At 66.1% G+C, this 26,567-nt stretch carries 19 protein-coding genes, 1 tRNA gene and 1 riboswitch; of the genes, 13 read left to right on the top strand and 7 right to left on the bottom strand.

Annotated elements, in window-relative coordinates:
• Positions 1 to 22: 22 nt before the first annotated feature.
• Complete coding sequence (phoB, locus tag G572_RS0120800) at positions 23 to 721, top strand: phosphate regulon transcriptional regulator PhoB (protein ID WP_029060108.1); 699 nt, start codon at positions 23 to 25, stop codon at positions 719 to 721.
• 133 nt (positions 722 to 854) lie between these two features.
• On the opposite strand, the gene G572_RS0120795 is transcribed toward phoB, so the two are convergent.
• A complete protein-coding gene (locus tag G572_RS0120795; RefSeq protein ID WP_029060107.1) occupies positions 855 to 1,406 on the bottom strand; it encodes a GcrA family cell cycle regulator in 552 nt (183 codons plus the stop codon).
• Positions 1,407 to 1,872: 466 nt separating this feature from the next.
• On the opposite strand from G572_RS0120795, the gene G572_RS0120790 reads away from it, so the two are divergent.
• The 5 genes from G572_RS0120790 to G572_RS25075 all read left to right on the top strand — a co-directional run bounded on the left by G572_RS0120790 (position 1,873) and on the right by G572_RS25075 (position 10,434).
• The gene (locus tag G572_RS0120790) at positions 1,873 to 3,072 is read left to right on the top strand and encodes an aspartate aminotransferase family protein (protein ID WP_029060106.1); all 1,200 of its coding nucleotides are present in this window, start codon (positions 1,873 to 1,875) and stop codon (positions 3,070 to 3,072) included.
• Complete coding sequence (argF, locus tag G572_RS0120785; protein ID WP_029060105.1) at positions 3,072 to 4,004, top strand: ornithine carbamoyltransferase; 933 nt, start codon at positions 3,072 to 3,074, stop codon at positions 4,002 to 4,004. The genes G572_RS0120790 and argF overlap by 1 nt, the downstream gene beginning before the upstream one ends.
• Positions 4,001 to 4,990 (top strand): Hsp33 family molecular chaperone, encoded by a 990-nt coding sequence (locus G572_RS0120780; protein WP_051242865.1) that lies wholly within the window; start codon positions 4,001 to 4,003, stop codon positions 4,988 to 4,990. The genes argF and G572_RS0120780 overlap by 4 nt, the downstream gene beginning before the upstream one ends.
• A gap of 596 nt (positions 4,991 to 5,586) precedes the next feature.
• Positions 5,587 to 7,023: an efflux RND transporter periplasmic adaptor subunit gene (locus G572_RS25080; RefSeq protein WP_169391350.1), complete on the top strand. Its 1,437-nt coding sequence runs from the start codon at positions 5,587 to 5,589 to the stop codon at positions 7,021 to 7,023.
• Positions 7,024 to 7,026: 3 nt separating this feature from the next.
• On the top strand, positions 7,027 to 10,434 hold the full coding sequence (locus G572_RS25075; protein WP_051242861.1) for an efflux RND transporter permease subunit: 3,408 nt from the start codon (positions 7,027 to 7,029) through the stop codon (positions 10,432 to 10,434).
• 20 nt (positions 10,435 to 10,454) lie between these two features.
• On the opposite strand, the gene G572_RS0120765 is transcribed toward G572_RS25075, so the two are convergent.
• Entirely contained in the window at positions 10,455 to 11,105 is a 651-nt protein-coding gene (locus G572_RS0120765; protein ID WP_029060103.1) for an alpha/beta family hydrolase, read from the bottom strand.
• A gap of 192 nt (positions 11,106 to 11,297) precedes the next feature.
• On the opposite strand from G572_RS0120765, the gene G572_RS25070 reads away from it, so the two are divergent.
• Positions 11,298 to 12,095, top strand: a complete 798-nt coding sequence (locus G572_RS25070; RefSeq protein ID WP_084650460.1) for a sterol desaturase family protein — start codon at positions 11,298 to 11,300, stop codon at positions 12,093 to 12,095.
• Here G572_RS25070 and G572_RS0120755 read toward each other — a convergent pair.
• Positions 12,066 to 12,887: a transporter substrate-binding domain-containing protein gene (locus G572_RS0120755; protein ID WP_051242857.1), complete on the bottom strand. Its 822-nt coding sequence runs from the start codon at positions 12,885 to 12,887 to the stop codon at positions 12,066 to 12,068. The two genes, G572_RS25070 and G572_RS0120755, sit on opposite strands and share 30 nt — an antisense overlap.
• Positions 12,888 to 13,334: 447 nt before the next feature.
• On the opposite strand from G572_RS0120755, the gene G572_RS25065 reads away from it, so the two are divergent.
• The 4 genes from G572_RS25065 to G572_RS25060 all read left to right on the top strand — a co-directional run bounded on the left by G572_RS25065 (position 13,335) and on the right by G572_RS25060 (position 21,574).
• The gene (locus G572_RS25065) at positions 13,335 to 15,104 is read left to right on the top strand and encodes a glycosyltransferase family 2 protein (protein WP_051242855.1); all 1,770 of its coding nucleotides are present in this window, start codon (positions 13,335 to 13,337) and stop codon (positions 15,102 to 15,104) included.
• Between the two features lie 115 nt (positions 15,105 to 15,219).
• Entirely contained in the window at positions 15,220 to 16,467 is a 1,248-nt protein-coding gene (locus G572_RS0120745) for a metallophosphoesterase family protein (protein WP_029060101.1), read from the top strand.
• Positions 16,467 to 19,979 (top strand): ATP-binding protein, encoded by a 3,513-nt coding sequence (locus G572_RS0120740; protein WP_029060100.1) that lies wholly within the window; start codon positions 16,467 to 16,469, stop codon positions 19,977 to 19,979. Before G572_RS0120745 ends, G572_RS0120740 begins: the two co-directional genes overlap by 1 nt.
• Positions 19,980 to 19,981: 2 nt before the next feature.
• Entirely contained in the window at positions 19,982 to 21,574 is a 1,593-nt protein-coding gene (locus G572_RS25060) for a serine hydrolase (RefSeq protein WP_084650411.1), read from the top strand.
• Between the two features lie 77 nt (positions 21,575 to 21,651).
• Here G572_RS25060 and G572_RS0120730 read toward each other — a convergent pair.
• Positions 21,652 to 21,725: transfer RNA gene (locus tag G572_RS0120730), tRNA-Gly, on the bottom strand.
• A 213-nt stretch (positions 21,726 to 21,938) separates the two neighbouring features.
• On the opposite strand from G572_RS0120730, the gene G572_RS25055 reads away from it, so the two are divergent.
• Entirely contained in the window at positions 21,939 to 22,751 is an 813-nt protein-coding gene (locus tag G572_RS25055; RefSeq protein ID WP_037547542.1) for an ion transporter, read from the top strand.
• A gap of 8 nt (positions 22,752 to 22,759) precedes the next feature.
• Here the strand turns inward: G572_RS25055 and G572_RS0120720 are convergent, their stop codons facing one another.
• From G572_RS0120720 to G572_RS0120710, 3 genes are read right to left on the bottom strand one after another with little or no spacing between them, the layout of a single operon-like run.
• Positions 22,760 to 23,314, bottom strand: coding sequence for a YigZ family protein (locus tag G572_RS0120720; protein WP_029060099.1), 555 nt, complete (start codon positions 23,312 to 23,314; stop codon positions 22,760 to 22,762).
• A gap of 4 nt (positions 23,315 to 23,318) precedes the next feature.
• The gene (locus G572_RS0120715) at positions 23,319 to 23,993 is read right to left on the bottom strand and encodes a DUF2161 domain-containing phosphodiesterase (RefSeq protein ID WP_029060098.1); all 675 of its coding nucleotides are present in this window, start codon (positions 23,991 to 23,993) and stop codon (positions 23,319 to 23,321) included.
• Positions 23,994 to 24,008: 15 nt separating this feature from the next.
• Positions 24,009 to 25,106, bottom strand: a complete 1,098-nt coding sequence (locus tag G572_RS0120710) for a 2'-deoxycytidine 5'-triphosphate deaminase (RefSeq protein WP_029060097.1) — start codon at positions 25,104 to 25,106, stop codon at positions 24,009 to 24,011.
• Between the two features lie 149 nt (positions 25,107 to 25,255).
• Positions 25,256 to 25,335, top strand: a riboswitch (SAM riboswitch).
• A gap of 38 nt (positions 25,336 to 25,373) precedes the next feature.
• On the opposite strand from G572_RS0120710, the gene G572_RS0120705 reads away from it, so the two are divergent.
• The gene (locus G572_RS0120705) at positions 25,374 to 26,567 is read left to right on the top strand and encodes an O-succinylhomoserine sulfhydrylase (RefSeq protein ID WP_029060096.1); all 1,194 of its coding nucleotides are present in this window, start codon (positions 25,374 to 25,376) and stop codon (positions 26,565 to 26,567) included.

The raw sequence follows: 26,567 nt of genomic DNA, 5'->3' as shown, positions 1-26,567 counted from the left end.
AAGCAAGACGAGGGTATCGCAAATGCCAAAGGTTCTTATTGTCGAGGACGAGGAACCTCTCATCATGATGCTGCGCTACAATCTGGAGGCCGAAGGCTATTCGGTCGACACCTGCATGCGCGGCGACGAGGCGGAGCTGCTGTTGCGCGAGCAGCAGCCCGATCTCCTGCTTCTGGACTGGATGCTGCCGGGCCTGTCCGGCATCGAGCTGTGCCGCCGGCTGCGTGCCCGGCCGGAGACCGAGCGGCTTCCCGTCATCATGCTGACGGCGCGCGGCGAGGAGCAGGAACGCATTCGCGGTCTTGCCACCGGCGCGGACGATTATGTCGTGAAGCCTTTCTCGATCCCCGAGCTGATGGCGCGGGTGCGCGCGATGCTGCGTCGCGCCAAGCCGGAAGTCGTGTCCTCGCAGCTGCGTTCCGGCGATCTCGAGCTTGACCGCGAGACCCACCGGGTGCGCCGCGCGGGTCGTGAAATCCATCTCGGGCCGACGGAATTCCGCTTGCTGGAGTTTCTGATGACTTCGCCGGGGCGGGTCTATTCCCGCGAGCAGCTTCTCGACGGCGTCTGGGGCCACGATGTCTATGTCGACGAGCGGACCGTGGATGTCCACGTCGGGCGTCTGCGCAAGGCCATCAACCGCGGCCGGATGGCCGACCCGATCCGCACGGTCCGCGGTGCCGGCTACGCGTTCAACGACCAGTTCGCCATCGCGTCCTGATCCCGCACCGGGCGCGAAGGCGCGGGATGGTTTTTTACCGTTGCCGCACCCGAGACGAAAACGAAAAAGGCCCGCGCCGGGATCGGTGCGGGCCTTTTCTTGCCGGTGACGTGCGGCGTTGCGCCGACCCTTGTCAGCCCGTGGCCACCGCGCGCTGGTTCTGGTTGCTGTTCTGGGTGCGGCGGCGGTCGCTCGCCGGCTGATAGGCGATGCGGCAATGATGCGCGCAATAGGGAACGCCCGGGTTCGAGGCATGACCGCAGAAGTAGAAGTCGTCGCTCGTCGGGTCGCCGATCGGCCACTTGCAGGTGCGCTCTGTCAGCGTCAGGATCGTGGCGCGCTTGGCGATGGGGACAAGCTCCGCGACAGGCTGGCTCTTCGGTGCGGGCGCGGCCGCCGGGGCGGTCTCCGCCTTGAGCGCTGTCGCACCGATGCTCTGCGGCATCGGCGACTGCGGCACCTCGGTCTGCGGTTGCGCGTCCGGCGCGGCGGGCTTCGCGGTCTTGCGGGATTTCTGCGACGCGGAGGCCTGGGTCTTGGCACGTCCGGAGAGACCCAGACGATGGACCTTGCCGATCACCGCATTGCGCGTGACCCCGCCAAGTTCGGCCGCGATCTGGCTGGCGCTCAATCCGTCGCCCCACAGCTTCTTCAACAGGTCGACACGTTCGCTTGTCCAGGACATGCGGCACACTCCGTCTTGGTTCGAGACCCGACATCTGGTTAATATCCGGTTATCGGCACGCCTTAGAGGCGTCCTGCTCTTCGCCGGATTTTGAGGCTAAAGTGAGTCAAGCACACGAGATGTCGTATTTCTTAACTTGAAAACTACAATATGCCGGGTTTTCTTCGCAAGGCTTCGCGCCGATTCACTTGGGGATAGCTTCGGTTTTCCCCAACAAACCGGTGATCGCGGGTTTTAGACGCCCGGCGGATCGTTTTCCGCCAAAGCGCCAAGCACGTTGACTTTTCCGCCCGGCGCGGGTGTATAACGACCTGTCGTCGTGGTGCCGCCTCTCGTGGGCGGCACTCTGCTTTCCGGAGGGCGCGTTTGTCGACCGAAATCCCGGATGCAGCATCGTGGCGGCGGCGAAACCGGGTGTAGGGCAGCCAGGCAGGCGCCGGCAACCCCAGCTGAAGGCGAGACGGACATGGTGGAGACTTCGCTCTATCAGACCTACAACCGCGCGGACCTGTCGTTCGTGCGCGGCGAAGGTGTGTGGCTGGAGACCGCCGATGGCCGACGATTCCTCGATTGTGCCGCCGGCATTGCCGTCAATTCGCTGGGCCACAGTCACCCTGCGCTGGTGGAGGCACTGAAGACGCAGGCCGACAAGCTCTGGCACGTCTCCAACCTCTACGGCATCGAGGGCCAGGAGGCCTTCGCGAAAAAGCTCACCGACGCGACCTTCGCCGATCGGGTGTTCTGCACCAACTCCGGTGCGGAGGCGCTCGAATGCGCCATCAAGACCGCGCGCCGGCATTTCTACGTGAACGGCCAGCCGGAGCGGGTGAATATCGTCACCGTGGAAGGCGCCTTCCACGGCCGCACGCTTGCGACCATCGCCGCCGGCGGGCAGGAAAAGTATCTTGAGGGTTTCGGCCCCAAGGCGCCGGGCTTCGTCCAGGTGCCCTTCGGCGATCACGATGCCTTGCGCGCGGCCGTGGACGAGCACACCGCTGCGATCCTGGTCGAGCCGATCCAGGGCGAGGGCGGCATTCGCCCGCTGCCGACGGAGTGTTTGCGCGGGTTGCGCGAGCTTTGCGACGAGGCGGGCATCCTGCTGATTTTCGACGAGGTGCAGACCGGCGTCGGGCGTACGGGCAAGCTGTTCGCCCATGAATGGGCGGGGATGGCACCCGACATCATGGCAATCGCGAAGGGAATTGGCGGGGGCTTTCCGCTCGGTGCCTGTCTTTCGACCGAGGCGGCCGCCGACGGAATGGTTGCCGGCACGCATGGCACGACCTATGGCGGCAATCCGCTCGCCATGGCTGTTGGCAATGCCGTGCTGGATGTCGTGCTCGCGGACGGGTTCCTTCAGGGCGTTCAGGACAAGGCGCTCTTGCTGAAGCAGAAGCTTGCCGGCGTGGTCGACCGCCATCCGGACGTCTTCGAGGAGATCCGCGGCAAGGGCCTGATGCTGGGCCTCAAGTGCCGGGCGCCGAATGTCGACGTCCTGCGGCACTTCCGCGACAACAATGTGCTTGCGGTCGGTGCGGGCGAAAACGTGCTGCGCATCATGCCGCCACTTACAATCACCGCCGAAGAGCTTGAGGAGGCGGTCCACCGGATCGATGCCGCCGCCGATGCCATGGACAGCGAACTGCAACGGGGAGCGGCCGAGTGATGACTGCTGAGCCACGCCATTTTCTCGACTTGACCGAAGTCGACGCGCAGGAATTGCGGGTCATTCTCGACGGCAGCCGCCGCCTCAAGGAGGCGCGCGGCCCCGTGCGCGTCAGCGGTGACGGCCTGCTCGCCGGCCGGGTGCTGGCAATGATCTTCGAGCAGCCGTCGACGCGCACGCGCATCTCCTTCGATGTCGGCATGCGCGAGCTGGGCGGCGAGACGTTGATGCTCACCGGGGCCGAGATGCAGCTCGGGCGCGGTGAGACCATTGCCGACACCGCCAAGGTGTTGTCGCGGTATGTCGATGCGATCATGATCCGCATGCTCGACCACGACGCGTTGCATGAGCTGGCGGCGAATGCCACCGTGCCGGTGATCAACGGCCTGACCAAACGCACGCACCCCTGCCAGATCATGGCGGATGTGCTGACGTTCGAGGAAAAGAAGGGCAAGATCGCCGGTCGCTCCGTCGCCTGGACGGGCGACAGCAACAATGTGCTCGCCTCCTGGATCCATGCGGCCGCGAAATTCGACTTCGAACTGCGCATCGCGACACCCGGCCAACTCGCGCCGCCGCATGAACTCGTCGACGCCGCGCGCGGGGCGGGCGCGGAAATCCGCGTCACCGACGATCCCCTCGAGGCCGTCAGGGGCGTCGACTGCGTCGTCACCGATTGCTGGGTATCGATGGGCGACGAGGATGGCGACCGCCACAATCTGCTGAAGCCCTATCAGGTCAACCAGCGGCTGATGAACGAGGCGGACCCTGAAGCCCTGTTCATGCATTGCCTGCCGGCGCATCGCGGCGAGGAAGTGACCTCCGAGGTCATGGACGGTCCCCGCTCCGTCGTGTTCGACGAGGCGGAAAATCGCCTGCATGCGCAAAAGGGCATTCTTGCCTGGTGTTTCGGAGCCTTGCAGAGCGCATGAGTGTCGAAGACGAACTGACGCGCCAGGGTCTTGAACCGGCCGGGCGCGATGCCGTTCTGCCCTTCGCGGTGGAGCCGCTCGACACGCGCGGCCGCGCGGTGCTGCTCGGTCCGGTGCTCGACCAGATCCTGCAACGCCACGCCTATCCCGAGCCGGTGTCGCGGCTTCTGGCCGAGGCGGCGACGCTGGTGACGCTGCTTGGCACATCCTTGAAGTTCGACGGGCGTTTCACCCTGCAGACGACGTCCGACGGTCCGGTCTCCATGCTTGTCGTGGATTTCGACACGCCCGACGGGCTGCGTGCCTGTGCGCAATTCGACGAGGAGGCCGTGGCGGGCGCCCAGGCGCGCGGCGAGGCCGATCCGGCGTCGCTGATGGGCGCCGGTCATCTGGCAATGACCATCGATCAGGGCGCGGCAATGAACCGCTATCAGGGCATCGTCGCCCTCGACGGCACGTCGCTGGAAGAGGTGGCGCATCAGTATTTTGCACAGTCGGAGCAGATCCCGACGGCGGTGCGGCTCGCCGTTGGCGAAGTGCTGGAGCGCGAGCCCGGGGCGGCGCCGCGGCGCTCCTGGGTCGCCGGCGGCATTTTGGCGCAGTTCCTGCCCGAGGCGCCGGAACGCATGCGTCAGCCGGACCTTCACCCCGGCGATGCGCCGGAGGGCGCCGAATTCCACGAAGTGGACGAGGACGACGCCTGGCGGGAGACGCGCGCGCTGATGGAAACCGTGCGCGACGACGAGTTGAGCGATCCGGAGATGACGGCCGAACGCATGCTGTTCCGCCTGTTCCACGAGCGTGGCGTGCGCATTTTCGCGTCGCAGCCGATTGCGGACCGCTGCCGCTGTTCCGACAAGCGCATTCGCGCGATGCTGAAGGGCTTTTCCCAGGACGAGCGCGACGACATGACCGTCGATGGCCGCATCGAGGTCACCTGCCGCTTCTGCAACACGCATTACCACTACGACGCCGACGAGGTTTGAGGCGCGCGGCCTTACTCCCCCTTCGGGGATTTGGACGTGCCGGAGCCGACATCCGCGCTATCCGACCCGACATTGGCGGTCCCGGACCCGACATTCGCCGGCTCTGACGCCACCGGCGGGGTTCCGCTTGCCGGCGGGGACTCTGGCGCGGGGCTGGGGTCTGGATAAAGTTCCGGATCGGGACCGACCGGGTTCATCCAGCCGCGACTTGTTGCCCCACCGGCATTCCCGGTCTTTCTCATGGCGCCGCGGTTCGTCTCCTGCTCGGATCCGCTGTGTGTTTTCCCGGCCATCTTCCCGTTTCCTTCTGTCAATGCAGAAAGGCGATCGGGGCACGTTTCGCCTGCACGTGAAATGACACAAATCAAGGATTTGCCCGCAGGGGTGGAAAAGGCGACGCCCGGTGGCTTCGGCAAGCGCATGGATCGCCGGTGGCCTCATGCGTCTGCCTTGGTGCTGACCACACTTTGATACACTCTTCGACTTGCGTCGCTTCGGATTGGCTCCGATAGTCTCGCGGCGTTTGCGGAGCCCTTGCGATCCGCTTGGCGCTTTTCGACATATAACGTCATGCAACTGCGCAAATGGACGGGCGAGTGGACAAGAACGTCATGCTGAAATCGATCGACGAGGACGCCGACCGCAAGCGCTCGGACGTTGCCTTCCATACGCAAAACGCCGAGCGCCCCCGGACGCGGCGCGCCGTTCTCGTCGGAAAGCTCCTGCTTCAGGCCCTTCTGGCCGGCGCGATCCTCTTAGCGGCCTACCAGGGCATGCAGCGACTGATCTTCACCAAGGCCGACGTGCCGACACGACAGGCGCGCGAGGTCGTCTACACCGTCGAAATGGCGCCCGTGGAGATCCGTGACCATGCGCCGATGCTCAATCTCTACGGCGAAATCCGCGCGGCGCGCACCGCCGATCTTCGGGCGCTCGTTGCCGGCGAGATCATCCGCGTGAATCCCGGCCTGGAAGCAGGGGCGACGCTGGACGCCGGCGCCGAACTGGTCGAGATCGATCCCTTCCAGTACCGCGGCGCAGTGACCGAGGCGCGGGCGAACCTGACGGAAGCGCGCGCCGGGCTCGTCGAGGCCCGTGGGCGGGTCGCGACCGAGGAGGGCAATGTGGAACGCGCGACCGAGCAGCTTGCCTTTGCCGAGCGCGATGTGGACCGCGCCTCGCAGCTGCGCGAAAGCGGTGCCGTGACCGAGCGCACGCTGGACGAACGCAGCCTGATCGTGTCCCAGCGCAAGCAGGCCGTCGACCAGCGCCGCAACGCGCTTGCGGTGGAACAGGCGCGCGTCGAGCAACAGCAGGCCGCGATCGAGCGACTTGAGTGGCGGTTGGCGCAGGCGGAAAAGAACCTCTCCGACACCGTGCTCAAGGCGCCCTTCGACGCTGTCGTGCGCGAGGAAAACGCCGCCGTCGGCCGCCTGGTCAATGTCAACGACGTGATTGCCGTGCTCTACGACCGCAATGCGCTCGAGGTGCGCCTTACCCTTTCCGACAATCAATACGGCCGTATCCTCGCCGACGAGGGCAAGGTCATCGGCCGTCCGGTCGAGGTGCTCTGGTACATCGGCGGCGAACCGGTGCGCTACGCCGGCGAGATCGTGCGCGTGGGCGCCGATGTGGCACTTGCACGCGGCGGCATCGATGCGTTTGCCCGGGTACGGGTTGCCGAGGGCCAGCCGGCCCTTCGTCCCGGCGCCTTTGTCGAGGTGCGCGTCGCCGACCGCACCTATGAAGACACGGCCCGTATTCCCGAGGCCGCGCTTTATGGAACCGACCATGTCTATGTGGTGGAGGACGGGCGCACCGTGCGCCGCGATGTGCGGCCGCTTGCCTTCGACGGCACCGATCTGATCGTCGAAGGCGATCTTGCCTCCGGCGACACGTTGATTGTCACCCGCCTCGACGAGGCGGGCGAGGGGGTGCGCGTCACCGAGCCCAAACAGGGCATGCCGGCCGCCAGCACGCCCGGAGAAACCACGCCCGCCGCAGCCGGTGGTGCTTCCGAAGGGACACGCTGACCCATGCGCGCGCCGCAGTTCAAGCCGTCGACGCTGATCGGCCATTTCCTGCGGCATCCCAATGCCGCCAATCTGGTGATGGTGCTGATGATCCTGTTCGGGGTCTTCGGCATCGCCAAGCTCAACACGGAGTTCTTCCCGCAGATCGTGGTGAACACGGTTTCGGTCTCTGTGTCCTGGCCGGGCGCCAGCGCGGAGGATGTGGAAAAGAACATCCTTCAGGCAATCGAGCCGGAGTTGCGCTTCATCGACAACGTCGATGAGATGAAGTCCTACGCCCGGGAGGGATCCGCAAGCGTGCGGCTGGAATTCCTCGAAGGCGCCGACATGCAGCGGGCGCTCTCCGACGTCGATCAGGCGATTGCCGGCGTGACGACGCTGCCGGAAGACAGCGAAACGCCGGTCGTGTCGTTGTCGAGCTGGTTCGACCGGGTGGCGCGCGTCGCGCTGCGCGGCCCGTTTTCGGAGGATGCGCTCAAGAGCTATGCCCGCCAGATCCGCGACGACCTGATCGACCGGGGCGTCGACAAGGTCACCTTCTCCGGCTTTCGCGATACCGAATATGTGGTGCGGGTGCCGGAACGCGAGTTGCGTCGGCTCGACCTGACCGTTTCCGACATCTCCGCTCGAATTGCCGCCAACACGCGTGACCTGCCGTCCGGCGATCTGCGGGGCGGTGTGGAACGCCAGGTGCGTGCCGTGGCCGATACGGATTCACCCGAGGCGATCAGCCGGATCACCGTCAAGTCCTTCCCCACGGGCGAAAAGGTGCAGCTGCGCGACATCGCCGAGGTCACCAAGAGCTTCGACGACGACCAGGTGCTCGGGTTCTCCGACGGCGTGCGCGCGGTCGAGCTGACCGTGCAGCGCTCGGCCAAGGCGGACCAGCTCAAGGTCAATGCGATCCTCGACAAGTATCTGACGGAAGTCGCGCCGAAGCTGCCGAGCTCGCTGGAACTGGTCAAATACGAGGTGCGTGCCGACAGTCTCAACCAGCGCATCATGATCCTGGTCGAGAACGGGTTGAGCGGTCTGCTGCTCGTGGTGATCGTGCTCTTCGCCTTCCTCAACGCGCGCATCGCCTTGTGGGTGGCGGCCGGCATTCCGGTGGCGATCCTGGCAACGGTGGGGATCATGTGGGTTTCGGGGCAGACCATCAACATGATCTCGCTCTTCGCGCTGATCATGACGCTCGGCATCATCGTCGACGATGCCATTGTTGTCGGCGAGCACACCGCGACCCGCACGGCGATGGGCGACAGCCCTTATCAGGCGGCGGAAGAAGGCGCGGGGCGCATGCTCTGGCCGATCATCGCGGCCTGTTCGACGACGATTGCCGCGTTCCTGCCGATCATGCTGATCCAGGACACCGTCGGTCAGATCATGGGCGCCTTGCCGCTCGTGGTGGTCGCTGTGGTGATCGCGAGCATCGTCGAGTGCTTTTTCGTGCTTCCCGGCCATCTCGCCCATTCGCTGTCGCGGGTGCCGTCGTGGAGCTGGTGGCGGGTCGTCCTCCTGGCCGGTGCGCCGGCGCTCTTCGTGATCGCACTCGCCGGTCGCGAGGACCTCTCTGTCCCGCCCTGGCTCGACTGGCTTGCGGTGCCGGCGCGCGCCGGCCGCGACGGGCTCGGCCAATGGGCGTTCGACGGCGCCGTGCTTCTTCTGGCGTTCGCCGTGGCCGCCGCGTTCGAGTTTCTGTTCCTGGTCTTGCGCCGCATGCGCGGTCGCCAGACCTTCGACGAGCGCCCGGGCTGGTTTCGCCGCAATTTCGACGCCGGCTTCGGCTGGTTGCGGGATGTGCCGTTCCGCGGGTTCGTGACGCTTGCCTATCGCTGGCGCTATGTCACGATCTCGGTCGCCATCGCGACCTTGCTCCTGACCGTTGGCATGGTGCGCGGCGACCGCGTCGGCTTTGTCTTCTTTCCCTCACCGGAAGCGGAAAACATCCGCGCGTCGATTTCCTTCAACGCCGGCATCTCGCTGGCGGAATCGGAGGCCGGCCTGCTCAGGATCGAGGGCGCATTGCGCGAGGCGGAGCGCAAGCTCACGGCAGGGACGGACGAAAAGCTCATCATCGCCTCCTATGCGACGCTCGGCCAGTCCGGCAACAACCGGGGCCGGAATGTTGCGAGCATCGATGTCCAGCTGACCACCTCGGAGGCGCGCACAACCCGCACGCCCGAGATCGTGCGCGCGTGGCGACAGGCGCTTCCCGACATTCCGGGCACCAAGCGCGTGGCGGTGTACCAGCGACGCGGCGGGCCTCCGGGCCGAGATCTCGACATCCTGCTGCAGGGAGACGATCCGGCCCGGCTGAAGGCGGCCTCGCTTGAAGTCCAGGAGTTGCTGACGAGCTATCCGGGCGTCGACGGCGTGGCCGACGACCTGCCCTACGGCAAGCCGGAACTGGTCATCGAGCTAAGCCCGCGCGGCAAGGCGCTCGGCTTTACGGTGGAGGACGCCTCCCGCCAGATCCGCAGTGCGCTTGAAGGCAACATTCCGCGCCGCTTCGCGCAAGGCGAGGAAGAGGTTACCATCCGGGTGCTTCAGGACCTGTCCGACGCTGGCGGCGGCGCCTTGCGCAACCTGATGCTCAAGGCGCCGAGCGGTGAATTCGTGCCGCTCCTGGAAGTCGTCACGCTCGACGACCGGCAGGGTTTCTCGGTGATCCAGCGCGTGGACGGACGCATCACGGTCGGCGTGTCGGCGGATGTGGATCGCGAGGTCACCTCGAACATCCAGATCGTGGAAGACCTGAACAGTGGAAAGCTCCAGGCAATCACCGACCGCTTTGGCATCGATTACAAGTTCTCGGGACGCGAGGAGGAACGCAAGGGCGCCTTCGCCGACCTGCAGTTGGGAACTGTTGCAGCGCTCGCGGCGATCTATCTGATCCTGGCGGCGATCTTCGCCAGCTATTTCACGCCGCTGGCGGTGATGTCGATCATTCCCTTCGGCGTCGTCGGCGCCGTGACCGGTCACTATCTTCTCGGTTTCGACCTGACGATCCTGAGCCTGATCGGATTGCTCGGCCTGTCGGGCATTCTCGTCAACAACTCGATCATTCTGGTCGCGCGCTTCGACGAGCGGCGCAAGGACGGCGAGAGCATCGAGCAGGCGGCAATTGCTTCCGCGCAGGATCGCCTGCGTGCCGTGCTGCTGACCTCCCTGACCACCATCGGCGGGCTCTTGCCGTTGTTGTTTGAAAAGAGCCTTCAGGCACAGTTCCTGATGCCGATGGCGATCACCATCGTCTTCGGCCTGTCGACGGCGACGGTTCTGGTGCTTGTGCTTGTGCCCGCCCTCATGGGGATCGGTGCGGATATTTCGCGGCTGTTCCGCATCTCGCCCGACGACGGCGAGACGGGCGCGGGCGATCCGCCCCAGGTGCGCAACGTGCCGGCGGAATAGCCGACACCGCCCGACGTCGATCAGGTGGCGATCTCTTTCGCGAAGGCGGCCGCTTCCCGCGCGGCAGTGGCGAGATTGCCGTCCCAGGTCGCGGGAGAGGCTCCGCGCGGGGCAAGATCGTGGTTGCCGTCTTCCATCCAGATCACGCGAATGCTTTCAGGCAGAGTGACGGTCTCCAGATCGTCCGTGCCGCCGAAGGCATCGCGCGTGCCCTGTGCGATCAGAACGGGGCGGGCGGCGTTTTCCAGCGGTTCCAGCCGCCAGTCGTCGGGCTTCGCCGGCGGATGAAACGGATAGCCGAGACACACCACGCCGGTCACGCGCTTGGGCAGGGAGGCGGCGCCGGAAAGCATGGCGGCCACCCGTCCGCCCATCGACTTGCCGCCGATCAGAACGGGACCCTTGCGCTGGTCCAGAACCGCTTGCAGGGCGGTCTGGAATTCGCCGATCAGCTTGTCCGCGCGCGGGGGCGGGCGTTTGCGACCGTCGACCCGCCGTTTCGCCATATAGGCGAACTCGAAGCGTGCGACAGCCAGCCCGTTTTGCGCGGCGTGTCCGGAAAACCGGTTCATGAAGCCGGAATCCATCGCCGCACCGGCACCATGCGCCAGGAGAAGCACAGGGGCATCCGGCGCGTCGGCATCGGGGAGGGTCCAGAGCAGGTCGGTCATATGTGGCCTTTGGTCGCGAAAACTTGACGTGAACGTTGCTCGCCTATCTCACGCGGGAGAGTATGGTTCAAGCAGGATCCTTGAGGCCGGGGACGCCTCCCGGGTCTTGCGCCGCGCAAACTTGGTCAATGAGGTTCATCCGTGGACGAAGCGACAATCAGACTCTTGCTGTTCTTGGGAATTTTTGCGTCCATGGCAGCGTTCGAGCTCGTGCTCCCGCGCCGCGATTTGACGCTCGGGCGCGGGCGGCGCTGGCTGACCAATCTCGCGATTGTCGCCACCGACACGGCGGTTCTGCGCATCGTGTTTCCGATGGCGGCGGTCGGCATCGCGCTTTGGGCGTCGGAGAACGGGATCGGTCTCTTTCCCTGGCTGGAGCTTTCGTTCTGGCTTGCTGCGCTGCTCGGCTTCGTGCTCCTCGACTTCGCCGTCTGGGCGGAGCATTGGGCTTCGCACAAGATCCCGCTGCTGTGGCGCATCCACAAGATGCACCACGTCGACCGCGATATCGATGTCACGACGGCCCTGCGCTTTCACCCGCTGGAAATCCTGATCTCCATGGCCTGGAAGGCGGCCGTCGTGGTTGCCTTCGGCATTCCCGTTGTCGCGGTGCTGGTTTTCGAGGTGGTTTTGAACGGCGCTGCGATGTTCAACCACGCCAACGTCAAACTGCCGGGCTGGCTGGACAGGGGATTGCGGCTCCTCGTCGTCACGCCGGACATGCACCGGGTGCATCATTCGGTCATTCGCCGCGAAACGGATTCCAACTACGGCTTCAACCTGTCGATCTGGGACCGGCTGTTTCGCACCTATGTCGATCAGCCGCGCGACGGCCACGCCGGAATGACCATCGGACTTGCCGAATACCAGACGCCGGAGCCGGCGGGTTACCTCTGGAGCCTTGCCCTGCCGTTTCGTCGCCCGCCGGCGCGTGCGGAAGGCAAGGGTGTCGCAGACGCCTCAGTAAAAGCTGACAGGGAAATAGCGTAGATAAAGCTCGGAATAGGTGCCGTTCTGCTGCAGCCGGTAGAGCGCATGGTTGATGGCTTCCTGGCGGAATGTGTCCTCGATCCGGAAGGCGACGGTCAGGCTGTGATCGAAATAGCCCGGCTCCAGCCACGGGCCTCCTGCGAAGCTGCAGCATTCCGCCGAGGTTTCCCCGTTGAGCCAGAATGACAGTGACAGGCCGTCGCCGAAATGGGCGTCGGCCTCTTCTGTTCCAAGGGCCGCGCGCGCCTCTGTTTCGCTCGCGTAGGCCTTGATCTGCGCATCGGCGAAATACCGCTCCAGGAACGCCTGATGGACGGTGCCTTCGGTCACCGAAATGCGCTTGTCCGCCAATCCTTCCGGCGTCACCTCGATCCCGGTCCCGGTCAGCACCGCGAAGCGGGCCGGCAGGCGCAGGTAGGGATCGGAGAACAGGAGCGTCTTGGCGTTGGCCTCGGTCGTCGCCAGGCCGGCGATGATGGCGTCGCCTTCCTCGCGCACAAGCGCCGGGATCAGCGCATCGAAGGATTTGATGCGCAAGGAGCAGGCGCTGTCGAGCTCCTCGCAAAGCGCGCGCGCCAGATCGATGTTGAAGCCGGTCAGCCGTCCGGTCCCGTCGCGGAAGGAAAACGGCGGAAAATCATCGCTGGCCAGAAAGCGGATGGTCTCCGGCGTTGCGGTCGGGCGATCGCCGACCCCGCGCGGATCCCAGAAATTGGGAACGGTGACACCGGTCTCCCGGTCTGGCGACGGCGCCTGCTGGGCAAGCGCTGCCGGGGGCGCGCCGGCGAGCACGCCGGTGATGACGAGGGCGATTCGCGCAAAACTTGCAAATGGGTTGTGTTTAATATCAAATTCAACCGCAGTTTTTTGTATGCCCGTCGAGCAGTCTTCACAGGCCTGCTCGTCATATTTGCGAAGAGATCGAATTTGTAAGCCGAAAACCATATGCCCGTTCATCCAGATTGCGAAGCGTGAGGCATGCTCGAACCATCCGCGCAACGTCAAGTTCCCCCGCCGGTTGTCCCTTTGGGTCCGCGATCACCGAGGACAGAACGGGGAGCCTTGGCGGGGCAGCGCCCGCAGCCACCCGGTGCCGCACTATCCTATGCGTCGGGCGTTGCGTCTACCCATTCGCCGAAGGTGGGCAAGAGGCGATGCCCGGCTTCGCCCCCAGACGCAGCGGCGCGGCGCCACGGCGCGGATATCGACGTTCTGGTTGCGCGGGGCCTGAGCGAGGGCGTGCTTCGTCCGGTCCTGCGCGAGGCCCGTCTTGCGGCGGTTTCGCCGGCGCGCGTGCTGATTGAGCGCGGGTTCGTGAGCGGGGAGGCCTATTACTGCGCCTTTGCGGAGGCGCTCGGTCTGGGGCACTTGTGTGAAGGCGGTTTCGTGTCACACCACAATCCGGACTTTCCCCCGCCTCCGGAAATGCGCGGGCCGCTCCCCATCGGCCGAAACCGGGACGGGGAAATGCTGTTCGCGGTGGCACCTGCTCCCGAGAGCCTTGCGGAGTTTCAAGGGTATCTGCGCCGGTTTCCGGCGATGCGTGCGCGGATCCGTATTGCCAGTCCGCAAGCCCTCGAACGCGCCATCGCCGCCGCCGACCCGGGTCAGCGTCTGGCCCTGGATCGTCCGTCCGCGAGTGCGCGACGGACCCTGACGCAGACCCAACTGGGTGTTTTCGTGGCGTTGAGCGGTGCATTTGCCCTCGGGCTGACGCTGACGCCCGGACAGGCCGCGGTCGGGGTTTCCGTGATTGCGACCCTCTTTGGAATGTTGCTCGGGATTGCGCGTCTCACGGCCGGCGCGGTCGGGCAGGTCAGTCGTCTTCCGTCCACGCCGCGACCGAAGGGGCCGCCGCCCGTCTACAGCGTCCTCGTGCCGCTCTATCGCGAGGCCCGCGTCGTTCCCATGCTCGCGGCCGCGCTCGATGCCCTGGATTATCCCCGCCACTGTCTGGAGATCCTCTTCTTGCTGGAAGACGACGATCACGAGACGCGGACGGCCCTCGCCCCCTTGCTGCGCGCGGGAATGCGCATCGTTGTCGTTCCGCCCGGCAAGCCGCGAACGAAGCCTCGGGCTCTGTGCCATGGGCTGGCACTGGCACGGGGAGAATTGGTCGCGGTTTACGACGGCGAGGACAGGCCGGAGCCGGACCAGTTGCGTCTCGCCTCCGCCCGTTTCTTCGAGCTTCCGCAACGCGTCGCCTGCCTGCAGGCGCATCTGGCGATCGACCACGGCAGCCACCGCATTTTCGCCCGCCAGTTTCGCCTCGAGTATGCCGGCCTGTTCGATTGCCTGTTGCCCTGGTTTTCGGCCCGGGGCTGGCCTTTCCCTCTCGGGGGAACGTCGAACCACTTTCGCCGGGTGGCGCTCGAGGCGGTTGGCGGGTGGGATCCCTACAATGTGACGGAGGATGCGGATCTGGCGGTGCGGCTGAGCCGGGCAGGCTACGAACTGCAGACGCTGGCATCGACGACCTTCGAGGAAGCGCCGCTCGATTGGCGTGCCTGGCACGGGCAGCGCACGCGCTGGCTGAAGGGGTGGCTGCAGACCTTGTTGGTCAGCCTGCGCAACCCGCTTGCCCGCGACCTGCGCTGCACGAAGGCCGCGGTGCTTCTGGTGTATCTGAGCGCCGCGATTGTCACCCTGGCGGCCCATCCGGTTTTCCTGCTTGTTCTGCTGCTCTACGGATCGGGGATTTCGCCAATTCCGCTGAACACCAGCTGGCAGGCGAGCGCCGCGTTGTCGCTCGCAGGGGTCAGCGTTGCGCTTGCCTATGGCAGCATGGCGGTGATCGCATTCGCGGGAGCGCGCGCCCGCGGACACTGGCCGCCGTTTCTCGACCTTGCCTTCATACCGGTGTACTGGCTGGCGCAAAGCTTGGCCTTTTATGCCGCCGTGGTGGATCTTGTTCGCCGGCCTCATTCATGGTCGAAGACCGAACACGGGCTGGCACGCCGCCCCGGGCGTCTTCCCCGGGTGGCGAAACGGGCACGCTGGCGCTCATGAACGCGGCCGGCACAAGGCGGCGTTTCACCGCGCGCCGGCATGATCTACCCTGAGCGGCGCCGGCGTCGACGATTCGCCGGTGCGTTGGTTTCATTCTCTCGAGACGGAAGTGTTCGTGGCGTCCTTTTCCTTCGTTCATGCGGCAGACCTGCACCTTGGCAGCCCCTTTCGGGGGCTGAGCCTGAAGGATCCGGTGGTGGCCGACCGGTTTGCCGATGCGACGCGAAATGCCTTCACCGCGCTCGTCACCCGCACGCTGGAAGCAGGAGCCGATTTTCTCGTGATCGCCGGAGACATCTACGACGGCGAATGGCAGGACAATTCCGTCGGCCTGTTTTTCAATCGCGAGATCGCCCGCCTTGACCGCGCGGGCATCCCCGTGTTCGTGCTGCGCGGCAATCATGATGCGGAAAGCGTCGTTACCAAGAGCATCTCCCTGCCGGGCAATGTGCGGACCTTTGCCGCCCGCAGGCCCGAAAGCCATGTGCTTGAGGACCTCGGCGTCGTCCTGCACGGCCAGAGTTTCGCCGACCGGCATGTGCCCGACAATCTGGCGCGCGCCTATCCGCCCCCCGTTGCCGGCAAATTCAACATCGGCGTTCTTCACACCTCCCTGACCGGCCGTCCGCCGCATGCCGACTATGCGCCGTGTTCGCTGGAGGACCTGACCGTCAAGGGCTACGACTATTGGGCGCTTGGCCATGTCCATCAATACGAGGAAGTGCATCTGGACCCGCCCGTCGTCTTTCCGGGCAACCTGCAGGGGCGCAATATTCGCGAAACGGGGGAGAAGGGCGCGGTGCTGGTCACCGTCGAGGACGGCCGCGTCTCGGGCCTCGAGCGGCTGATCGTCGACGAGGCGCGTTTTGCGCGGCTCGAGCTGGATGTCGGACCGTGCGAGAGCCTGCCCGATCTCCTCACCCTGCTTGAGGCGGCGCTGGTACCGCTTGCGCAAAGGTCCGGACGGCGCCCGTTGGCGCTGCGCCTGCGGCTGGGCGGCGATACGCCGATGCGGGCGTGGCTCCTTGCCAACCGAACCATGCTGGTCGACGAGGTGCAGGCTGCCTTCGACCGCGTCGAGCAGGACATCTGGCTGGAAAAGCTCGTGCTTGACGTCGCTGCGGTGCCCGATGCGGCGACGTCGCCGATTGCCGACAACGCGCTGGACCTGTCGGTTCTCTTGGAAGACGCAGCGGCCGATCCCGGCTTGCGGGCGGCAGGCGAAGCCTGTCTTGCCGATTTCGGCCGGAAACTCCCCGGTCACGCGCTCGACGAAGCCGCGCCCTTCGGCGAGGACCTGGACAGGTTGATCCTGGAGGCGAAGGCCGTGCTCGCCGAACGCATTTCGGGGCGGGAGCGCTGATGCGCTTTGAGCGGCTCCATTTCCTGCGGTACGGCAACCTGACAGACGTCGCGTTCCGGTTCCGCCGGGATGCCAGGCTTCATCTCGTCTACGGTCCCAACGAGGCCGGCAAGAGTTCCGCGCTCGCCGCCATCTCGGACCTGCTCTACGGCTTTTCCGAAAAGCGCAAGACGGCAAGCGGCGAGGACATAAACCGCTACGATTTCCTGCATCCGGGACCGACCCTGCGCGTCGCTGCCACCCTGCGCAACCGTGCCGGGGAAACGGTTTCCTTTCGCCGCAAGCGCGGGCGCAAGACGACGTTGCTCGCCGACGACGACAGCGAGCAGGCCTTGCGCGACGATGCGCTGACTCCCTTCCTCGGCGGGCTGACGCGCGATGTCTTCGAACGCAGTTTCGGCCTCAATTCCGAGCGCCTGCACGAGGGAGCGAAGGCGATGCTCGCCGGCGAGGGCGGCGAGGACGGCCTGCTGCTTGCGGCCGCCTCCGGTCTCGGTGGCTTGCGCGAATTGCGGGCAACGCTTGGCGCCGAGGCGGAGCGCATCTTCACGCCGCGCGCGGCCAGGGACCGTCTCTTCTATCAGGCCAGGGCCCGTTACGACGAAGCCTGGACGGAGGAAAAGGAGCACCGGCTGCGCGCAAACGACTGGAAGGCGCTCAACGACGCGATCGCCGCCAGTCAGGGCGACGTCGACGAGGCCCACGAGGCGCTTGCCGAGATCCGCAAGCGTCAGGGCCGCCTCCAGCAGCTTGAGCAGTTCGACGAACTGCTTGCCGAGACGCGCGCGCATGAGCGTGCGCTTTTCGCCTTCGCGGATCTTGAGGCGGTTCCAACCGGCATCGGCCGTGCGCTGCACGAGGAACTGGCATCGGCGAATCGCGCGGAGGCAGCGCATCGGGCGGCGATGCAGGAGCTCGACACGGTGGAGCGGGAAAGGGACCGGATCTCGCCCGATGCGGCCTTGCTTGCGAAGGCGGGGACGGTCACACGGCTGTTTTCTCAGACGGGCGCCTACAGGGAACGGCACAGGGATATTCCGCGCGTTCAGGCGGATGTCGATGAGCAGACCCATGAACTTGCGGCGCTCTTGCGCCGGCTGGGTCTTGGTGCCTTGCCCACCGACAGCGAGGCTCTTGGCGCCCGCCAGCCGAGCGATGCCGTGCTGGCGACGATAGAGGAGGGGGTTGAACACGGGCGTTTGTTGCTCTCTCGCCGTGATCAACTGGCTCAGGATATCGCCGAGCTCCGGCAGGAACTGTCGAAATTACCGGACGGGGTGGATGGAGCGGATATCGGCGATCCGGCGCCGATTGCCGCGCGATTTGCGGCCCTTGGCCCCGACATCAAGGCGCTTGAGACGCTGGGTGATCTTCGCGAGCGGCATCGCGGCGAACGGCGCCGGGCCGTGGAGGCGGCATCGCGGCTGAGCCCCCCGGTTGGGGATATCCATGCGCTCGCGGGCGTGGCCCTGCCATCGGTGGAGACGCTAAGCGAGCGTCGCACGCGGCTTTCGGAACTTCAGGAGATGGTGCGCCGGCACGATGCCGGGATGCGCGAGCGCATGGATGAGATCATGCGGCTCGATGCGGAGATCGTCGAAACGGAACGCGCGGGCGACATGCCGACGCCGGTGGCAATTGCCGGTGCGCGCGAGCGCCGCGACGCCGCGCTCTCCCGCTTGCTGGAGGATCTGGCCACCGGCGCCGGCGGCGGCGACGCGGCTGCGCTGGAAGCCCACGCCAGCCTGGTGCGGGAGGCCGACCGGCTGGCGGATCGTGCCGCGAGCGAAGCCGAACGCGTCTCCCGGCATGCGGACATGAGCCGGAACCGGGCGGGTCTTCAGGCGGAGCAGGATGCGGCGACGTCCGAGCAAGAGCGGCTGGCCCTCGTTCTCGCGGACGCGCAACGCGCCTTTCGCACCCTGTTCGAGCCGGCACACGTGGAGCCGCGTGCACCCGGCGAGATGATCGCCTGGCGGCAGAATGTGGACGCTGCGCTGTCTCTCGCCGAAGAGGCGGAGAAGGTCGCCGACAGGATTTCATCTCTCGAAGCGCGCGAAGACGCTGTTGCCGGGTCGCTGTCGCAGATCGCGGCCGAGCTCGGGGTTGAGGCGGGTCATGCGCTGCCTCTTTCGGCGCGCGTCCGGCTGGTGGAGGAGGCGCTTGGCGCGCGCTCCAAGGCCTGGAGCGAGGGGCGTACGCGGCTCGCGCTTCGTCAGGATGCAAAGCGGCGTCTGTCGAATCTGGACCGGAAAGCAGAGGAAAACGCCGACGCGCTGTCGCGGTGGCGCGCGGAACTGGATGCCGAGCTTCAAGCGATCGGCCTGCCCGCCGGAACCGGTCTGGAGGCGGTGGCGGGAGCGGTGGCGCTCTGGCGAGATTTGCCCGAAAAGCTGAAGCTGCGGGATCTCGAGGCCAAGCGTGTTCATGGAATGAAGCGCGAAAACGCGGCGTTCGACGCAGCGCTTGACGGGCTCGTGAGCGAGGTTGCGCCCGATCTCGCTGACCATGCACCGGATGCTGCGGCCGATGCGCTTCATCGACGGTTGGAGACCGCGCAGTCCGACCAGACCCGCCGCGAAGGCGCGCAGACCCGGGTGCGGACAGCGCGCGAGCGCCTTGAGCAATCCGCCACGGGGCTGGAGAGCGCTCGGGCGCACCTTTCGGACAGCCTCGCCCGCCTGCCGGAGACGTTGAGGTCGGGCGATCTCGCGGACCTTGCAACGCGGCTGGAGGCGCGCGACGGCGAGGCGGCCGCATTGGCTTCGGCGCATGACCGTTTCGAACGCCTGGCCAAGGGGGAAAGTCGCGCGAATGTCGAGGCGGAGCTTGCCGATTTCGACGCCGAGGCGGCCTCGGTCGATCTTGATCTTCTGAAACGGGAAGAGGCGGATCGGGACAAGGCCCTGAACGATGCCTACCATCGGCTGCAGACGAAAAAGGCCGAGCGGGCCACACTTGAACGCGGCGACGGTGTGGAGCGCGCGGCCTTCCGCAAGCTTGCGGCGGAAACGGAAATGCTGGCGCTCGGCCGCGAATGGCTGGTGCTGAAGCTCGCGGAAGGGCTGTTGTCGACCGCGATGGAACGGCACCGCGCGCAGACCGGCGATCCGGTGATGGCGCGCGCGGGCGCGATCTTCAAGCGTCTGACCGGCGGCTCCTTCGCGACGCTGGCGCAGATCTTCGACGACGACGACCGCGCTCATCTGGTTGCCTGCCGGGACGACGGCGCGCAGGTGCCGGTGAATGCCTTGAGCGAAGGCTCGCGCGACCAGCTTTATCTGGCGCTGCGTCTGGCGTTCCTGGCCGATTACTCGGCCCGCGCGGAAGCAGCCCCCTTCATCGGCGACGACCTGTTCCAGACCTTCGACGACACGCGCACGGCCGCCGGGATCGAAGCGCTCGCCGACCTGTCGCAAACGGTGCAGCCGATTCTCTTCACCCATCACACGAGCGTCGTCGACATCGCCCGCAAGACGCTGGGCGACGGCCTGGACCTTTTGGAGTTTTGACAATGCCGGTTTCGATTGTAGCGGCCGTCGCCGACACGTCTTCAACGCCGCGCTGGCGAGGTGTCCTGCTGGCGGCGGCGGTCGCGCTGTTTGGCGTGGCGCAGTCCGAGCGCGCCGCGGCCGAGCCCAACGCCGACCGGGCGCGCATCCAGGCGGCGGTCGACGGGCTCGACGGGCTTGCGCAACGCACGCTGGCCGATTTCGGGCTTCCCGGCATGGCCGTTGCCGTGGTGCACGAAGGCAAGACCGTGTTTGCCCGGGGCTATGGCCTGCGCGAACTCGGCAAACCGGGCAAGGTCGACGCGGACACCGTGTTCCAGATCGCATCGCTCTCCAAGTCGCTGGCGGCAAGCGTCGTCGCGCAGCAGGTGGGCGAGGGCGTCCTGACATGGGAGACGCCCGTCGCGCGCCATCTTTCCTGGTTCACCCTGTCCGATCCCTGGGTCGGCACCCATGCAACGATCGGCGATCTGTTTTCCCATCGCTCGGGCCTGCCCGACCATGCGGGCGACGATCTGGAACTTCTCGGCTTTTCCCGGCGCGAGATTCTTGAGCGGCTCGCGCAATTGCCCCTCAATGCCTACCGCGACAGCTACGCCTACACCAACTTCGGGCTGACGACAGCAGCCGAAGCCGTGGCGGTCGCCGCCGGCACCGACTGGGAGAGCCTGTCGGAACAGGCGATCTACGCGCCGCTCGGCATGACGCGGACCAGCTCGCGTTTCAAGGACTATCTGGCGCGCGACAACCGGGCGTCGGGCCATGCCTATGCCGATGGCGCCTTCCGCGACCTGCAGCGGCGCCGGCCGGACGCCCAGGCGCCGGCGGGCGGCGTGAGCAGCACCGCACATGACATGGCCCGCTGGATGGCCATGGTGCTGGCCAACGGCCGCCACGAGGGGAAGACCGTCATCGAGGACACAGCGCTTCTGCCGGCGCTGTCGCCGCAGGTCGTCTCCGGCCGGTCCGACAGTGCCGACCGCCTGCCGTCCTTCTACGGCTTCGGCACGGGCGTCGGCGTCTCCGGCGACGGCAGCGTGATGCTCAGCCATTCGGGCATGTTCGTGCTCGGGACAGGCACCAATTACATGATGTCGCCTGCGCACGGCCTCGGCATTGTCGTCCTGTCCAACGGCGCCGGCGTCGGCGCGGTGGAGGCTGTCAGCGCCGAGTTCATGGATCTGGCGATCAACGGCGAGGTCACCCGCGACTGGGCCGGCGGCTATCGCGGCGTGTTCGAGGCGCAGGCCCTGAACGCGCCGGCAGGACGCACCGTCGGCAAGACGCCGCCGGCCGACGCGGAGGCCTCCGCCCCGCTTTCGGACCTCGTCGGCCGATATGCCAGCGCCTATTTCGGCGAGGCGCAGGTCGATCTGGTGGAGGGCGCTCTGGTGCTCATGCTCGGTCCCGACCGGCAGACCTTCGAACTGACCCACTGGTCGGGAAACAGCTTCGTCTTTCCGGTGTTCAACGAGGAACGGCCCTACGGCTCCCGCTCGACCGTGACCTTCGACCTTGCGGACAAGACCGCCGCGATGCAGGTCGAATTCCTGAACGACAACGGCCTCGGCAGTTTCACCCGCGCGGCAAGGTAGCGCGGGCAGGGCGCGGTGGAGGGCGCGCGGGCACCTGTGCGCCAGCCGCGTATCTCAAAATGAATTTTCAGGGGAGCTGGAGCGGGTGAAGGGAATCGAACCCTCGTCTTAAGCTTGGGAAGCTTCTGCTCTACCATTGAGCTACACCCGCGAACCTTCGCTATATCGGCGGCGTGACGCCGTGCTGTCAAGGGGCGAGACAGCGCGCCGCGTCCCTGCGCACCGCTTTCCCGGCACGCGCCCGGCAATCGGGCGGCTCTTGCAAGTTTGTGCTTGATTTCCCTTCTCCCATCGCCACGTTTGGCGGCGCCGACGCCAGCCCGTTTCGGGGCGTGGGGATTTGCGATTTCAAGGAGTGCGGAACATGCGCGAGCGGGTGAGACGCCTCGTTCAATCGAAACGTTGGGAAGCGGCGATCATCGCGCTGATCGTCGTCAATGCGATCACCCTCGGGCTGGAAACGAGCGAAACCGCCATGCAGGCCGCGGGCGGGTTTCTCTATGCGCTCGACCGGGCGGTGCTCGCGGTCTTCGTCGTCGAGATCGCCTTGCGCATCTACGCGCACCGGCTCTGGTTCTTCCGCGATCCCTGGAGCCTGTTCGACTTCTCCGTGGTGGCGATTGCCCTGATGCCGGCGACAGGTGCGCTGTCGGTCCTGCGCGCGCTGCGCATCCTGCGCGTGCTGCGGCTGATTTCCGTGGTGCCCTCGCTGCGCCGGGTGGTCGGCGGACTGGTCGCGGCCCTTCCGGGCATGGGCTCCATCGTGCTGCTTTTGTCGCTCGTCTTCTACGTCTTTGCGGTGATGACGACGAAGCTCTATGGCGCCTCGTTCCCGGAGTGGTTCGGCACCATCGGCAAGTCGCTCTACACGCTGTTCCAGATCATGACGCTGGAAAGCTGGTCGATGGGCATCGTGCGCCCTGTGATGGAGGTTTATCCGCTGTCCTGGCTGCTGTTCGTGCCCTTCATCCTGTGCACGGCCTTCACGGTGCTGAACCTCTTCATCGGTGTCATCGTCTCGGCGATGCAGCAGGAGCACGACCAACTGGCCGAAGCCGACCGCCAGGCGATCCATGACGAGACGGGTGTGCTGCTGGCGGAGGTCAAGGCGCTCAGGACGGAGGTCAACGCCTTGCGCTCCGATCTCGCAAAGCCCGGCAGCGGGCAGGCCGACTGAGAAAGCGGTCAGCCGTCGAGCCGGGCCAGATCCTCTTCCGGGCCTTCCAGCGTCAGCGTCACGCCTTCCTCGGTGAAGTCGCGGGCGATCACGCTCAGGCCGAGCTGCTCGACCCGGCGTTCCAGCTCCGAGCTTGCCGCGAAGTCTGCGCTGACCTCTTTCACGGCAAACCGCTGAAATGGGATCAGCTCGGCATTGGCGATGGCCGCCTGCGCCGCGCCGGAATAGGCCCGCGCCAGCCCGCCGCCGCCCAGCTTGATGCCGCCGAAATAGCGCACCACCAGCACGGCGCACTCGACCAGCTCCGCGCCCTGAAGCACGCGCAGGACAGGCATGCCGGAGGTGCCCGCCGGTTCGCCGTCGTCCTTGCCGCTTTCCTCGATGCGGTCGTCGTCGAGAAGCCTTCGGTGCGCGGTGACGATGTGGTTGGCCTTGCGATGCGCCTTGCGCAACGCCTCCAGCCGCTGGTCGAACACCCCGACGGGAACCAGATGCGCCAGAAACCGGGATTTCCGGTCTTCCAGATACCCCTCGTGCTCGCGGGTGATCGTCATGAGGGCCATGGCGCTATTCCGCGTCGTTCGCCGAAGCGGGAAGGGCGGCGGTCCCCTTCGGGGTCAACGCATAGACGCCGCGTTCGACCCGTTCGAACCAGCCATAGTGATCGTCGGCCATCAGTCTCGTCGCGTTGGCAACGCCGGTCGCTTTCGCCACCTCCGCGCCCCGGCTGGGACCATTGGCGGCAAGATGGGCGGCGCAGCGCAGCGCGTCCTGCCGATAGGCCGTCACAAGCGTGACCCGCGTCGAGCCGCCGGTGTTCGGGTCGCCGACCCTTCGGGCGAACTCCCTCAGCAACCGGTCCCTGCGCGGCTTCGACTTGCGCGGGCTGAACGGACCCGGATCCAGATGCACGTCGACAAGGGCATCCGAAAGCCGAACCGTGATCAGCCCGAGGCCAAGCCGGCGGGCAAGTTTCAGATTGTTCTTCAGGGCCGATTGAAACCGGCGGCCCGCCATCCGGGGGACCGCCACATAGACCGCATCGGTGATCGATTGCCGCGCAATCGCCTGATGGAAAAGACCAAGCGTGAACCCTGTCTTCAACTCGACGATCACGGGATCTTCGTCGCCCCGGCAGGCGACGACATCGGCGGCACCGACTTCGGCCTTCACCTCGTAGCCTTGCGCCGTGAGGAACGCCTTTATCGGAGGGTAGAGCTCTGTTTCCAGAATGCTGGCCATGGGAAAGGCGCTGCCCTAGGCAATCGCCTTGAAGTGCTTCGACAGCTTCAGCGCCTGGCCCTGGTAGTTGGAGCCGATGCCCTCGCCATAGAGCGTTTCGGGGCGTTCCAGCATGTGCTCATAGACCAGCCGGCCGACGGTCTGGCCGTGCTCGACGATGAAGGGCACCTCGTGCGAGCGCACTTCCAGCACGGCGCGCGATCCGCCGCCCAGCGTCGAATGGCCGAAGCCCGGATCGAAGAAGCCGGCGTAATGCACGCGGAACTCGCCGACGAGCGGATCGAAGGGCACCATTTCGGCGGCAAACATCGGCGGCACATGCACCGCCTCGCGCGAGACGAGAATGTAGAACTCGTTCGGATCGAGGATCAGCGTGCTGTCGCCGCGGTGGACGATCGGCTCCCAGAAGTCGAGCGGCTCCTGCGCGGCCTTGGCGTCCATGTCGATGACGCCGGTGTGGCGCTTGCCGCGATAGCCGATCAGGCTGCCCGGTCCGCTGCCCTCAAGGTCGATGGTCAGATGCACGCCGCCGCCGATGGTGGTGTCGCCGCCGGCGACCAGAGCGTGTTCGGCATGCACGGCCTTGAGGTCGGCGTCCTGCACGAAGGGATCGCCGATGCGGAAGCGGATCTGGGACAGGCGCGAGCCCTCGCGCACGAGAACGGGGAAGGTGCGCGGGCTGATCTCGGCATAAAGCGGCCCGCGATAGCCGGCCGGCACCGTGTCGAAGGCGCGGCCCTCGTCGGTGATGACGCGGGTGAAGACGTCGAGCCGCCCGGTCGAGCTCTTCGGATTGGTGGTGGCGGAGACGTCGGCACCGAGCGCCAGTCCCTCCATCAGCGGCACGATATAGACGCAGCCGGTTTCCAGCACCGCGCCGCGCGTCAGGTCGAAGGCGTGGAGCTTGAGCTTGTCGAGCTTGTCCATCACCTTGGCGCCCGCGCCCGGCAGGAAGCTTGCGCGCACGCGGTAGGCGAGGGGGCCAAGGCGAAGGTCGAGGCTTGCCGGCTGGATCTGGTCGGCGTCCGGGTGGCGCGGGGCGGAAATTTCACCGCGCGTGAACATGGCGCTGATCGCCTGTGCGGGAAGGATGCCGTGCGCGGTTTCGGTCATGAGTTTTTCCAAGAAGCCTTCGGGTTTTGCCGTGCTTAGCGCAAGCCCGCGCGATTTGCCATGATGAACTGGCCGCGTTTCTGCCTTGCCTGCAGAGACGCCGCAGCGTCAACGCAGCGTTGACGCGGGTGGAGCCTTGGCGTATCACCGGCGCGTTCCGTGGTGATTTGAGCCGGCCGGCTTGCAGCCACGTTAAAGAAGTTGCTAAAAAGGCCGGGTTGCAAAAACCCCGGCCCGTGGCCGGGGTTTTTGCATTTGGAGACAGGCATGAGCTCAGATAACCGCCGCTGGCATCCCGAAACCGCTCTCGTACACGGCGGAACGACGCGTTCGCCCTTCGGGGAAACCTCGGAAGCGATGTTCCTGACACAAGGGTTCGTCTATGCCAGCGCGGAAGCCGCAGAAGCCCGTTTCAAGGGCGACGATCCGGGCTTCGTCTACTCGCGCTATGCCAATCCGACGGTCGCCATGTTCGAGGAGCGCATCGCCCAGCTGGAAGGCGCGGAGGCCGCGCGCGGCACCGCCAGCGGCATGGCGGCGGTCAATCTCGCGCTCATGGCCTGCTGCAAGGCCGGCGATCATGTCGTCGCCGCCAAGGCGCTCTTCGGATCCTGCCGCTACATCGTGGAAACCCTGCTGCCGCGCATGGGCGTTGCCTCGACGCTCGTCGACGGCACCGATCTCGATGCCTGGCGCGCGGCGATCCGGCCCGGGACGGTGGCCTGTTTCCTGGAAAGTCCGACCAATCCGACGCTTGAAGTGATCGATATCGCCGCCGTCGCCGAGATGGCCCACGCGGTCGGGGCACGGCTGATCGTCGACAATGTCTTTGCCACGCCGTTGTGGCAGGCGCCGCTCACGCTCGGCGCCGACGTGGTCGTCTATTCCGCCACCAAGCATATCGACGGGCAGGGGCGCTGCCTTGGCGGTGTTGTTCTGTCCGACGAGGAATGGATCAAGGACGAGGTGATGCCGCTGGTCAAGCATACCGGTCCGGCGATGAGCCCGTTCAATGCCTGGGTGCTGCTCAAGGGGCTGGAGACCTTGCCGCTTCGGGTTGCCCGCCAGACGGAAACGGCGGGGCTTCTGGCCGACCGTCTTGCCGAGGATCCGTCGGTGGCGCGGCTGATCTATCCCGGGCGCGATGACCATCCCCAGGCGGATCTTGCCCGCCGGCAGATGAAGGCCGGGTCGACGATGATCGCCTTTGAGGTCAAGGGCGGAAAACCTGCTGCCTTCCGCTTCGCCAATGCGTTGAAGATCATCCGCCTGTCGAACAATCTGGGCGATGCCAAGAGCCTGATCACGCATCCCGCCACCACCACGCACCAGAGCCTGAGCGAAGAGGCGCGTGTTGAACTGGGAATTTCCGACGGCTTGATGCGTTTTTCGGTCGGTCTGGAACACGCCGACGATCTGGCGGAGGACCTTCGTCAGGCGCTGGAGGTTGCGCGCGGCTGA

The sequence above is a fragment of the Stappia stellulata DSM 5886 genome, assembly GCF_000423705.1.
GTDB classification, from domain to species: Bacteria; Pseudomonadota; Alphaproteobacteria; order Rhizobiales; family Stappiaceae; genus Stappia; species Stappia stellulata.
The sequence above is the reverse complement of the archived record's forward strand: the minus strand, read 5'-3'. Positions and strand labels throughout refer to the sequence as shown.